This window comes from Morganella sp. EGD-HP17 (assembly GCF_000512315.2).
Classification (GTDB): Bacteria; Pseudomonadota; Gammaproteobacteria; order Enterobacterales; family Enterobacteriaceae; genus Morganella; species Morganella morganii.
This window is the reverse complement of sequence record NZ_AZRH01000001.1, coordinates 388866-401684: the sequence shown is the minus strand read 5'-3', so window position 1 is coordinate 401684 and position 12819 is coordinate 388866. Positions and strand designations below refer to the sequence as shown.

12 protein-coding genes are annotated in these 12819 nt (G+C 53.2%); 9 read left to right on the top strand and 3 right to left on the bottom strand.

The window, feature by feature from the left end; genetic code table 11:
• The first annotated feature begins 1 nt into the window (after nt 1).
• The 7 genes from leuB to X965_RS01755 all read left to right on the top strand — a co-directional run bounded on the left by leuB (nt 2) and on the right by X965_RS01755 (nt 8215).
• Nucleotides 2–1093, top strand: coding sequence for a 3-isopropylmalate dehydrogenase (gene leuB, locus X965_RS01785; protein WP_004238443.1), 1092 nt, complete (start codon nt 2–4; stop codon nt 1091–1093).
• A gap of 1 nt (nt 1094) precedes the next feature.
• Entirely contained in the window at nt 1095–2507 is a 1413-nt protein-coding gene (gene leuC, locus X965_RS01780) for a 3-isopropylmalate dehydratase large subunit (protein ID WP_036416780.1), read from the top strand.
• Between the two features lie 11 nt (nt 2508–2518).
• Nucleotides 2519–3121, top strand: coding sequence for a 3-isopropylmalate dehydratase small subunit (leuD, locus tag X965_RS01775; RefSeq protein ID WP_004238441.1), 603 nt, complete (start codon nt 2519–2521; stop codon nt 3119–3121).
• Between the two features lie 265 nt (nt 3122–3386).
• Nucleotides 3387–5051 (top strand): HTH-type transcriptional regulator SgrR, encoded by a 1665-nt coding sequence (gene sgrR, locus X965_RS01770; protein WP_036416778.1) that lies wholly within the window; start codon nt 3387–3389, stop codon nt 5049–5051.
• A gap of 560 nt (nt 5052–5611) precedes the next feature.
• A complete protein-coding gene (mutH, locus tag X965_RS01765; RefSeq protein WP_036416775.1) occupies nt 5612–6298 on the top strand; it encodes a DNA mismatch repair endonuclease MutH in 687 nt (228 codons plus the stop codon).
• An 89-nt stretch (nt 6299–6387) separates the two neighbouring features.
• The gene (gene agp / locus X965_RS01760; protein ID WP_015422921.1) at nt 6388–7638 is read left to right on the top strand and encodes a bifunctional glucose-1-phosphatase/inositol phosphatase; all 1251 of its coding nucleotides are present in this window, start codon (nt 6388–6390) and stop codon (nt 7636–7638) included.
• A 157-nt stretch (nt 7639–7795) separates the two neighbouring features.
• Nucleotides 7796–8215: a hypothetical protein gene (locus tag X965_RS01755; protein ID WP_036416772.1), complete on the top strand. Its 420-nt coding sequence runs from the start codon at nt 7796–7798 to the stop codon at nt 8213–8215.
• Here X965_RS01755 and X965_RS01750 read toward each other — a convergent pair.
• Nucleotides 8163–8621: a DUF6122 family protein gene (locus tag X965_RS01750; RefSeq protein WP_004242057.1), complete on the bottom strand. Its 459-nt coding sequence runs from the start codon at nt 8619–8621 to the stop codon at nt 8163–8165. The two genes, X965_RS01755 and X965_RS01750, sit on opposite strands and share 53 nt — an antisense overlap.
• Before the next feature lie 234 nt (nt 8622–8855).
• On the opposite strand from X965_RS01750, the gene fabV reads away from it, so the two are divergent.
• Nucleotides 8856–10055, top strand: coding sequence for an enoyl-ACP reductase FabV (fabV, locus tag X965_RS01740; protein WP_036416769.1), 1200 nt, complete (start codon nt 8856–8858; stop codon nt 10053–10055).
• Between the two features lie 72 nt (nt 10056–10127).
• Here fabV and X965_RS01735 read toward each other — a convergent pair whose 3' ends face one another.
• Both X965_RS01735 and X965_RS01730 read right to left on the bottom strand, forming a co-directional pair.
• Entirely contained in the window at nt 10128–10676 is a 549-nt protein-coding gene (locus tag X965_RS01735) for a GNAT family N-acetyltransferase (RefSeq protein ID WP_004237786.1), read from the bottom strand.
• Nucleotides 10677–10697: 21 nt separating this feature from the next.
• Nucleotides 10698–11192 (bottom strand): YbaK/EbsC family protein, encoded by a 495-nt coding sequence (locus X965_RS01730; RefSeq protein ID WP_004237785.1) that lies wholly within the window; start codon nt 11190–11192, stop codon nt 10698–10700.
• Nucleotides 11193–11291: 99 nt separating this feature from the next.
• Between X965_RS01730 and X965_RS01725 the strand changes: the two genes are divergently transcribed.
• Nucleotides 11292–12713, top strand: a complete 1422-nt coding sequence (locus X965_RS01725) for a PLP-dependent aminotransferase family protein (protein WP_004237783.1) — start codon at nt 11292–11294, stop codon at nt 12711–12713.
• Nucleotides 12714–12819: the final 106 nt, after the last annotated feature.

The following is a 12819-nucleotide window of genomic DNA, read 5'->3' as shown; positions in this document are numbered from 1 at the left end:
TATGTCGGAACAATTTCATATTGCAGTTTTACCGGGCGACGGAATCGGCCCTGAAATTATGGCGCAGGCGATTAAAGTGCTGGATGCGGTGCGCACCCGCTTTAACCTGACCATCACCACCAGTGAATATGATGTCGGCGGCATTGCCATCGACAACCATGGCCACCCGCTGCCGCCGGCCACACTGAAAGGCTGCGAACAGGCCGATGCGGTACTGTTCGGCTCTGTCGGCGGCCCGAAATGGGAAAAACTGCCGCCGGACTCCCAGCCGGAGCGCGGCGCTCTGCTCCCGCTGCGGGCACATTTCAAATTATTCAGTAACCTGCGCCCGGCACGGCTCTATCCTGCGCTGGAAGCGTTCTGCCCGCTGCGCAGTGATATCGCCGCACGCGGATTCGATATCCTGTGTGTCCGCGAACTGACCGGCGGGATCTATTTCGGGCAGCCTAAAGGCCGTGAAGGCGAAGGTAAATATGAGCGTGCTTATGATACCGAGGTGTATCACCGCTTTGAAATCGAGCGTATTGCCCGTATCGCCTTTGCCTCCGCCCAAAAACGCCGTGGCCAGGTAACATCGATTGATAAGGCCAACGTACTGCAAAGTTCCGTATTATGGCGCGAAGTGGTAACAGAAATCGCCAAAGAGTATCCGGATGTCGCGCTGTCACACATGTATATCGATAACGCCGCCATGCAGATGGTCAAAGATCCGTCGCAGTTTGATGTGATCCTCTGCTCCAACCTGTTCGGCGACATTATCTCCGACGAGTGCGCCATGATCACCGGCTCCATGGGCATGCTGCCGTCCGCCAGCCTGAATGAGAAAAAATTCGGTCTGTATGAACCGGCAGGCGGCTCTGCGCCGGATATCGCCGGGCAGAATATTGCCAACCCGGTGGCCCAGATTTTATCCGCTGCCATGATGCTGCGCTTCAGCTGCGGGCAGGATGCAGCGGCGGACAGCATCGAAAATGCGGTCAATCAGGCACTGAATGCCGGATACCGCACCCGGGATGTGGCCGGAAACGGCAAGAGTGTGACCACAGACGAAATGGGCGACATTATCGCGCGTTTGATTACAGAAGGGGCTTAAGATGAGCACAGGAAAAACTTTATATCAGAAATTATATGATGCCCATGTGGTTCGTGAAGAAGCAAACGAAACACCGATCCTGTATATCGACCGCCACCTGGTGCATGAGGTGACCTCTCCGCAGGCGTTTGACGGATTACGGGCAAAAAACCGCCCGGTGCGCCGCCCGGAAAAAACCTTCGCCACCATGGATCACAACGTTTCCACGCAGACCAAAGATATCAATGCCTGTGGTGAAATGGCCCGTAACCAGATGCAGGAGCTGATCAAAAACTGTGAGGCCTTTGGTGTCCGTCTCTATGATCTGAACCATCCGTTTCAGGGTATTGTGCATGTGATGGGGCCGGAACAGGGCATCACCCTGCCTGGCATGACCATTGTCTGTGGTGACTCCCACACCGCCACCCACGGCGCATTCGGCTCGCTGGCTTTTGGTATCGGCACCTCCGAGGTGGAACATGTGTTAGCCACCCAGACACTGAAACAGGCGCGGGCCAAAACCCTGAAAATTGAAGTGCGCGGCAAAGTGGCTCCCGGTATCACCGCCAAGGATATTGTACTGGCGATTATCGGTCACACCGGCAGCGCGGGCGGCACCGGTTACATCGCGGAATTCTGCGGGGATGCCATTGAGGCACTCTCCATGGAAGGCCGGATGACCGTCTGTAATATGGCAATCGAAATGGGCGCCAAAGGCGGAATGATTGCGCCGGATCAGACCACCTTTGATTATCTGAAAGGCCGTCAGTTCTCCCCGCAGGGCGCGGACTGGGATGCAGCTGTGGCTTACTGGCAGACACTGAAAAGTGATCCGGATGCAAAATATGACGCGGAAATTATTATCAATGCCGCTGATATCGCCCCGCAGGTCACCTGGGGCACCAATCCCGGTCAGGTGATTGATATCAGCCGGGCCATTCCCGCACCGGAGAGCTTTACCGACCCGGTGGAAAGAGCCTCGGCAGAAAAAGCGCTGGCGTATATGGATTTAACGCCGGGCAAAAAATTAACCGATGTGAAAATCGACAAGGTGTTTATCGGCTCCTGCACCAACTCACGGATTGAGGATTTACGCGCGGCTGCTGCCGTCGCCAAAGGGCGCAAAGTCGCGCCGGGTGTGCAGGCGATAGTGGTTCCGGGCTCCGGGCCGGTGAAATCCCAGGCGGAAGCGGAAGGTCTGGATAAAATCTTCACCGATGCCGGGTTTGAATGGCGTTTACCGGGCTGCTCGATGTGTCTGGCGATGAACAATGACCGTCTGGCACCGGGGGAGCGCTGTGCTTCCACCAGCAACCGCAACTTTGAAGGCCGCCAGGGGCGCGGCGGACGCACGCATCTGGTCAGCCCGGCCATGGCCGCCGCAGCCGCTGTCACCGGCAGTTTCGCCGATATCCGTACCATTGAGATGCGCTGAGGGAGAAAACCATGGAAAAATTTATTGTACATCAGGGCATTGCCGCACCGCTGGATGCCGCCAACGTGGATACCGATGCCATTATCCCGAAACAGTTTTTGCAGAAAGTGACCCGCACCGGCTTCGGACAGCATTTATTCAATGACTGGCGTTTTCTCGATGATGACGGACAGGTGCCGAACCCGGATTTTATCCTCAATGCCCCGCGTTATCAGGGCGCATCCATTCTGCTGGCCCGTGAAAACTTCGGCTGCGGCTCCTCCCGTGAGCACGCGCCGTGGGCCTTAACAGATTACGGCTTCAGAGTGGTGATTGCGCCAAGCTTTGCGGATATTTTTTACGGTAACTCATTCAACAACCAATTATTGCCGGTGAAATTACCCGAAGACGCGATTGATGCGCTCTTTGACTGGGTACAAAAAACAGAAGGTGCACAGATTATTGTTGATCTGGAGAACCAGAAAGTGATCGCCGGTGAGCTGGAATATCCGTTCAGTGTTGATACCTTCCGTCGTCACTGCATGATGAACGGCCTCGACAGTATCGGCCTCACCTTACAGCATGACGACATGATTTCCCGTTTTGAGGAAAAACTGCCTGCATTTATGAACTGATAACCGGATCCATTTCCACCATTGAACCCCTGCCATCACCCCCTTTTGTGATGGCAGCTTTTTTCCCCGTTTTCCCCGCCTCTTTTTCCGGATCACCGGACAGAAAAAAACCAGCCTTTCGGCTGGCGGTAAAAGTCACCATTACTCAAGAATCGGGAGTGAGTCAGGTATCACACTGACGTCATGAGCTGCTTTAATGACATTGAGTATGGACGTAATATATGGAAATAAAAATGGACAGAAAACCGACCGGAGTTCCTCTTTTATGAGCACACCACGCCTCCAGCACCAGTTTATCCGCCTGTGGCAGCATCATCAGGGACAGGAGACCGATACCACGCTTCAGGAGATCGCCGATATCCTGCATTGTTCCCGCCGTCATGTCCGCTCTCTGCTCAGCAGTATGCAGACAGCGGGCTGGCTCAGCTGGCAGGCAGAAACCGGACGGGGTAAGCGCTCACGTCTCTGTTTTCTGCAAAGCGGACGGGACCTCCAGCACGCCCGTGCCGAACAGCTGATCGAACAGGACAATATCGAAAAACTGGTGGCGATGGTCAATGATAAGGACGCGATGCGCCAGATGGTGTTATCCCAGCTGGAGCGCAGCTTCCGGCAGGGAAAAAGTCTGCTGCGCATTGTCTATTACCGACCTTTTTATAATTTACTGCCCGGCTCGCCGCTGCGCCGCTCGGAAGTCCATCTGCTGAGCCAGATTTTTAACGGACTGACGGCAATAAATGAGGAAAACGGGGAAGCTGTCCCGGCGCTGGCGCATCACTGGCAGCAGACCGGCGACAAACAGTGGCGTTTCTGGCTGCGCCCGGCGATATTTTTCCATCACGGCCGTGAGTTGCAGATGGTGGATATCATTTCCTCTTTTGAGCGCCTGCGTGACACACACCCGCTGTTCAGCCATATCCGCACTGTCCGTTCCGATATGCCTTACATTATCGATATCACACTGAATGAGGCCGACAGCTGGTTCCCGGTACTGACCGGCAGCCCGCACGCCGCCATTCTGCCCCATGAGTGGCAGGAACTGCCGGATTTCGCCCGCCGCCCTGTCGGCACCGGCCCGTATCAGGTGATCTGTAACAATGACCGTAAACTGACAATCCGTGCCTTTGACCATTATTACGGCTTCCGCGCCCTGCTGGATGAAGTTTCTGTGCTGGTGGTGCCGGAGCTGGAAGAAAAAATGGTCTGTACCACCCTGCATATCGGTGCGGACGGGCCGGAGCGGGATTCTCTCGACAGCCGGATGGAGGAAGGCTGCTATTTCCTGCTGCACGACACGCGTTCGGCAAAAGGAGAGCGGGAAGATATCCGCCGCTGGCTCAACAGCCTGATGACCCCGGTCAATCTGCTGTATCACTGCGAACCCCTGTATCAGCGCCACTGGTGGCCCGCTTACGGGCTGCTGCTGCGCTGGCATCACAGCAAACTTATCCCGCCCTGTGAAAAACCGGCTGACCTGACAGAACTGACACTGACCTATTATCAGGATCATCACGAATACCATGCTATCGGCAAATTATTGCAGCAGTTACTGGCAGAACAGGGTGTAAAACTGACGATTAATATCACTGATTACGACACCTGGTTTAACGGCGATTGTGACAGTGATTTCTGGCTGGCGACCGCCAACTTTTATAAGCCGCTGGATTTTTCGGTTTTCGCCACCCTGTACGAGCTGCCGCTGCTGCGCCGCTGTCTGGGCGATGACCTGCGTGCGCCGCTGAAGCAATGGCGGCAGCGTTCCCTGTCTCTGGCGGCATGGTGTGAGCAGATCATTGACAGGCAGATGCTGTTCCCGCTGTTCCATCACTGGCTTGAATTACAGGGGCAGCGCAGTATGCGGGGCGTCAAAATGAATACCTTCGGCTGGTTTGATTTTAAATCCGCCTGGTTTATCCCCCCGGAAAGTTAATTCACAGAAAAAGGCAAAGTTATAAACACCCTCTGATAAAAAACCGGCTTTTATTCACGTTTTCTGTGGATATAGTTGTGAAAAACGCAAGGGTAATGGGGGTATAGTTTTTAACTGCCCCCTGTTGATAAAATCACAATCTTTAAATAAACCCTGTTAAATCATATCAGTACGGAAATAAAAACAGAGAATCATCTGAAAAAAACACCGGCATTTTTTTTCACAGACTTACACAGCACAAAAAATAACCACACCCGGTGTTATCCACAGATTGTGACTTATCCGTGAGCAAAACCCCTGCTGAAACGCGAAAACAGGCGGAAGTCAAGCCTGTAAATCAAACCAGTAGTGAGGCTGTTTTTCACTTATCCCATAAAGCTGTGGATAACTCAGTGTAAGATCCTGTTTATTGTCTGAGGATGCTGGTGCACAACCTTCTGTACTTGTTGCGGTGGCGAAAATTAATAGCTATATATCAATAAATTAGATAATATTTATTTTTCATTCATGCCTATGTATTATTTTACCTGATAACACTGTTCAACTTTTAAGCACATAACATGACTCAACTTTTTCAGCCGCCGTTACCCCCGGCCAGCGAATCTGAGCTGCTCAGCCGCGCCCAATCCCTTGCCGGTGCCACTTTCGGTGAGCTGGCGGACTGTGCCGGTATACCGGTGCCGCCGGATCTGCGCCGCGATAAAGGCTGGGTCGGCATGCTGCTGGAATACTGGCTGGGCGCAGATGCAGGCAGTAAGGCAGAGCAGGATTTTGCTCACCTCGGGGTAGAGCTGAAAACCATTCCGGTGGATGAATCCGGCATGCCGCTGGAAACCACCTTTGTCTGTGTCGCCCCGCTGACCGGCAACAGCGGCGTTACCTGGGCGGATTGTCATGTGCGTCATAAGCTCTCCCGCGTGCTGTGGGTGCCGGTGGAAGGTGCGCGTCATATCCCGCTGGCAGAGCGCCGTGTCGGTTCACCGCTGCTGTGGTCACCGTCGGAGGAGGAAGAACGTCTGCTGCGGGCGGACTGGGAAGAGCTGATGGATATGATTGTGCTGGGGAAAGTGGAGCAGATCACCGCCCGTCATGGTCAGGTGATGCAGATCCGCCCGAAAGCGGCCAACAGCCGGGCACTCACAGAAGCTATCGGTCCGCACGGACAACCGATACAAACACTGCCCAGAGGCTTTTATCTGAAGAAAAATTTCACCGCACCTTTACTTAAGCGCTATTTCCGGTGCTGATCACTGTTTTGGGAGTTTGCTCCCGGTAAATATGAATCGCTTCAGTCATTAATATCGGTTCGAAAATAATGACAACAGGAGTGTTCCGGATGAAAAAAACCTTACTGACGCTTTCACTTGCAGCCGCATTACTGACTCCCGCCCTGCCCGCTTTTGCTGATACATCCTCCGCTGATATGACACTGGAACAGGTTCTGGTGATGAGCCGCCACAACCTGCGCACGCCGATTGTGAATACCGGTATTCTGACCGAAATCACCGATAAAACCTGGCCTGCGTGGGATGCGCAGAGCGGTTATCTGACCACCAAAGGCGGCGCACTGGAAGTCTATATGGGCCACTATTTCCGCGAGTGGCTGGATGAGAACAAACTGCTGCCGGACACCCTGTGCCCGACCGGTGAAAAAGAGCTGAATGTCTACGCCAACAGCCTTCAGCGCACGATTGCCACCGCGCAGTTCTTTACCGCCGGTGCTTTCCCGGGCTGTACCGTCACCGTGAACCACCAGCCGGAAATCGGCACCATGGATCCGGTGTTTAACCCGATCATCACCAATGACAGCGCAGAGTTTAAACAGACTGCCCTCGCTGCAATGGAGAGTCATTATAAAGGGCTGGATCTGACACCGGGTTATCAGGCACTGAATAAGGTGCTGAATATCAAAGACTCAGAACAGTGCAAAACCAACAAACTCTGTTCACTGGCCGACGGCAAAAACAGCTTTATTATTGAAGCCGGCAAAGAGCCGGGCGTGAAAGGCCCGCTGAAAATGGCAAACTCTGCGGTGGATGCCATCGACCTGCAATATTATGAAGGTTTCCCGGCAGACCAGGTCGCCTGGGGCGAAGTCACCACGCCGGAGCAGTGGACTGCGCTGAATACCCTGAAAAACGGCTATCAGGAATCTCTTTTCACCCCGCGTATTATCGCGAAAAACGTGGCACATCCGCTGCTGAACTATATTAATCAGCACTTTGCCGCCGCTGCGCCGGGCAGTGAAGCGAAATTTACCTTCCTGGCCGGGCATGATTCCAATATTGCCTCCCTGCTCTCCGCCCTGGAATTTAAACCGTATCAGTTGCCGGAACAGTATGAACATACGCCAATCGGCGGCAAATTAGTGTTCCAGCGCTGGACAAATAAAGCGGATAATAAATCCTATGTGAAGATTGATTATATTTACCAGTCATCTGATCAGCTGCGGAATAACAGTTATCTTTCTTTAAAAACTCCGCCGCAAAAAGTCACACTGGAACTGAAAAACTGTCCGGTTGATAAAAACGGCTATTGCGGATGGGAAACTTTCCAAAAAGTAATGAAAGACAGTTTATCCGAATAAACATTTTATGTTCATATTCCTGCCCGGCGCACCTTCGCCGGGCTTTTTATTTCTATCCCTGTCACGCTTCGGATAACACTAATAGATTAAGGCACTGTAAGCCGTACCTGCTGAGCCGCGAAAGTGTCGCGCAACGGCAGCCGCACAGTGACCCGGGATGGTTTCCGGTGCACCGTCTGACGGCACAATGGTGAATAAAGAGACCGGTGCGGAACAGTTCAGGCCGGATAACGGTCAGATGCGCAGACCGGATGCACAACTGGTCGCCGGGGGACAGAGCGGACAAACCGCCCCGCAGGGACAACAAAGCACACCGGTTTCCTCTGATCGTAACGGGAAAGTGCCTCCGGCACGCCCGCAGGCTGAAAACAGCCGGATGTCATCCGTGAAAAAAGAGATAACGTCAGCGGCGGAATCCGCCATGCCGTCTGTGGATGTTGACGCACCGTCAATCACGGCCCCGGAAGTGGGCATCTCCGTTCCGGGAACCTCCGCGCCAACGCTTGATATCAAAGCCCCGGCAGTCAGTTTACCGGGAGCGGAAGTCCCGGTCCCTGCACTGAAAAATCCGTTCTGATGATCTCAGCCGCACAAAAACCCGCCCCCGGCGGGTTTTTTAATGCCTGCACCGCCGCATATTCCGTGCCCTGCTTCAGACTACCCATGTAACAATCCATCCCGTCGGTAAACAGATGGAACAGGCAGCCGACCGCCACCGCCCGTACTTTCCATGACGGGATCAGCAGCAGAATAAGATACACAATCGCCGCCCACACAGTATGCAGCGGATGAAAACCGACACTGCATCTGTCCGGGTCAAAGACAGGATCTGCCAGCAGGTGATCCGCATCCATCACCATAGTGGCAATCATAATCATCGCCGCCGCTTTCCAGTGCTGCCGCCAGAACAGCCGGGCAAACAGAACCGGCACCAGAAAATGGCAGCCGTAATGCAGGATATTCCGGAAAATGTCAAATGCCACAGTAACTCCGCTGACGGGTTGTCCGTTATGATGACGGCTATCATAGCGGAAATACCGGAGGCTATCCGGCAGAAAATGGATCAGTCCGTCACAATAATAAAATACACCGCATTCCGGATAACAAAGCGGGAATTAACTGGTCTGCTCTGCGGGTTTATCGCTGCATTGTCTTAAGTAAACTGAGAAGATCAGGTATATTACCCCCTGATTGTTGGCTACCAAGAAAAAATAACTATGATTATCAAACCTAAAATTCGTGGTTTTATCTGCACTACCGCTCACCCGGCGGGCTGTGAAGCCCATGTTCGTGAGCAAATCGCCCGTGTGAAATCCTGCGGCGAACTGAAAAACGGGCCTAAAAAGGTTCTGGTGATTGGTGCATCCACCGGTTACGGTCTGGCTTCCCGTATCAATGCCGCTTTCGGCAGCGGTGCAGCGACTATCGGTGTATTTTTTGAAAAGCCGGGCAGTGAAAACAAAACCGGTTCTGCCGGCTGGTACAACGCAGCCGCTTTTGATAAAGCCGCCAAAGAAGAAGGCCTGTATGCAAAAAGCATTAACGGTGATGCCTTCTCTGATGAATGCCGTCAGAACGTTATTGATTTAATTAAACAGGATCTGGGTCAGATCGATCTGGTTGTTTATTCTCTGGCATCTCCGGTCCGCAAAATGCCGGAAACCGGTGAAATTGTCCGTTCCGCCCTGAAACCTATCGGCGAACCGTACAAATCTGTCGCGCTCGATACCAACAAAGACGTGCTGATCGAAGCCGTTGTTGAACCGGCCAATGAGCAGGAAATCGCAGACACCGTTAAAGTCATGGGCGGCCAGGACTGGGAACTGTGGATGAATGCATTAGAGGAAGCCGGTGTTCTGGCGGATAATGCACAGTCTGTTGCCTACTCCTATATCGGTACCGATTTAACATGGCCGATTTACTGGCACGGTACGCTGGGCAAAGCAAAAGAAGATTTGGATCGCGCAGCAGCAGCGATCAATCAGAAACTGCAGGCCAAAGGCGGCGCGGCGTATGTTGCCGTTCTGAAATCTGTCGTGACTCAGGCCTCTTCCGCTATTCCTGTTATGCCGTTATATATCTCTATCGTGTTTAAGATCATGAAAGAGAAAGGCATTCACGAAGGTTGTATTGAACAGACTCAGCGCTTATTTGCTACTAAACTGTTTAACGGTTCTGCGCCGGAAACCGATGAAAAACAGCGTCTGCGCCTGGATGACTGGGAATTACGCGATGATGTGCAGAACACCTGCCGTGAAATCTGGCAGCAGCTGACAGATGATAATATCAACGATTTAACCGACTATCAGGGCTATAAAGCGGAGTTCCTCCGTTTATTCGGCTTTGGTCTCGATGGCGTTGATTATGATGCTGATTTAAGCAGTGAAGTTAACTTCGACGTTAAAGAATTAGTATAATCATTTCTGAAAAACCCGCCACAGCCCTGACTATTCAGCGGCTGCGGCGGGTTTCTTATTTTTCCGGATTATTCAGCGGGTTTCGCAGACCAGCCAGTAATAATGGTTATTATTGAATCCGAACTCATCCAGCACCGTCAGCCCGAGCTTACGGGTGTGGGCGGCATAAGAGCGCGGGTTCACCTTGTTGATAAAGGTCACCAGGATATCAAACCGCTGCGACATTTTTTCCAGCGCAAAAGCAAACAGCCCTTCCAGCACGCCCTGCCCGCGCAGTGATGCATCAATACAGACCGGGCCGTACTGATACGAGTTCTCTGTGGTCAGCGTCTGACCGGCAAACTCATAATCACCCAGTTTATCAATCATATGGGCAAACAGCGGCCACGGTGACCAGTACTGCCAGGATGCCGCCATCACAAACGCCACCACCTTTCCGTCCTGTTTGGCGACAAATAATCCCTGCTCGTTTTCAATCAGATCCGTCATCTGTTCATCACTCATCTGTGTGGTGACAAAACCGTCCGGCTTGTCTTCATCACTGATGGTGGTCAGATGATAACGTTTTAATAAGGCTTTTACCTGATCCATATCCGTCAGTTCAGCAACACAATATTCCATCGTTATTCTCCGTTATCATTGTTATTCTGCGGCGGGAGGTACCGCAATATCCGCAATGCGATCATGACCGATCACACTGAAATAGTCATCCGCTGCCAGAGACACCGATCTCACCAGTTCACCGGCATTAAAAAATACCCGTCCGGCACCGGTCAGACGCTTATCAACATACAGCGTCAGTTCGTCATTAAAGCTGAACGGCGGGACCGCACCCATCGGGCAGCCGGTCAGTGCCTGTGCCGTTTCCGGCGCGGCAAATGAGGCTTTCTTCCCGCCCGCCAGTTTCGCGGCATTTTTAAAATTGACTTTGCAGTCTCCCGGCACAATCGCCAGCACATAGCGGATGTCCGGTGTGCTGCCGGTAACCTGTAAGACCATCGCTTTCGCCGCCTGGCTCAGTTTATTTCCCCTGATTTTACTTATCGCATCAGAACGGCCTTCCGCCGGATGTTCGATCACCTCAAAGGAAACCGCCCGTGAATCCAGTAAACGGGTGATTTTGTCAAATGTTGTCATATAAACCTCACAGTCAGCCGGAGAAACTCTTGCGTCATAATTTACTCTCAACGTACTCTTACAGAAACACACAGAACCCGTAAGAATGAGGCAGAACAGATGGTACAGCTTCCGCGCTACCGGCAGATGGCCGATCAGATAAAACAGGCTGTCCGCGAGGGCGTTTTACCGCCGGACAGCCGTCTGCCGTCCGTCCGTGTTCTGGCCGCACAGTACAATGTCAGCCTGACCACCGCCCTGAAAGTGCTGCGCACGCTGGAAGATGAGCATGTTGCGGTGGCGCGGCCGAAATCCGGCTTTTTTGTCGCCCCGGTTCAGCCTGCCGCTGCGGAAAGCCGCAGTACAGAGACACACACCGCCGATTTTGCCCCGCTGGATGAACAGACGGAACTGCATATGTCGATGGTCGGCGAAGAGTGCCGTGTCCGGCTCGATCTGGCTAACGGGCGGCGGGAACTCTATCCGGTCAGAAAACTGAGTCTTATCATGCGTCAGCTCAGTTACAGCAAGCCGTTCCTGCTGGGGGATTCGGTCAAAGGCACCGGCTATGCACCGCTGAAAGAGGAAATTGCCCGCCGTGCAGTCAGTTACGGTTGCCATATCACACCGGAAACCCTGCTTATCACCAACGGCTGTATTGAAGCCTTATCACTGGCACTGCGCGCCACGCTCAGCCCCGGGGATGCGGTGGCAGTGGAATCCCCCTGTTACTTTGTACTGTTGCAGATGCTGCGTAATCTCAATCTGCGGCTGACCGAAGTGGATGCCTGTGAAAACGGTTATGTCGATTGCGATAAACTCACCGCCCTGTTCCGCCGCAAAGCGGTAAAAGCTTTTGTGACACTCGCCAACGTCAATAATCCGCTGGGCAAAACGATTCCGGATGAAGTCAAAGCGGAGATAACCCGTCAGGCGGATGAAAACGGTGTGATCATTATTGAGGATGATACTTTCGGTGATGCCGCATTCGGCGGGCAGCGCCCGTTCCCGATGCGGGCATTCAGTCACAATGTCATTCTGTGCAGCGGATTTTCCAAAACCATCGCACCCGGCGTGCGTATCGGCTGGGTTCACAGTCAGCATTACATGCGCAAAATCACCTCCCTCAAATACACCTCCTCGATGGGCTCTCAGGTCCTGCCGCAGGCAGCTATCAGCGAACTGCTGAGCAACGGTGGCTATGATGCTCATCTGCGCCGCCTGCGCCGTGAACTGGCGGCACAGGTGCAGAACATCCGCCGTGTTGTGCTGCGGGAATTTCCGCCGGGCACCACCGTGACCGAACCGGAAGGCGGTTATGTTCTGTGGGTCACCATGCCGGAAGGCAGCCTGAATGTGCGGGAGCTGTTTCTCAATGCACGGGCGGAGGGGATCGGCATTGCGCCGGGCCATATCTTTGCCACCGACAACCGCTATGACCGCTGTTTCCGGCTCAACGCCGGGTTCGGCTGTGATAAGGACGTGGAGGATGCGATCGCCCGGCTGGCTCAGTGGTGCCGGGAATCATTACACACCGGATAACCCGGGGCTGACTGTTCTGTTTCTGCAACAGTGAAACCCGTTTTCATGACTACTCCTTGATAGTTCGCGCCCTTATTATCTGTTTATACATAATTATCAGGAGAGA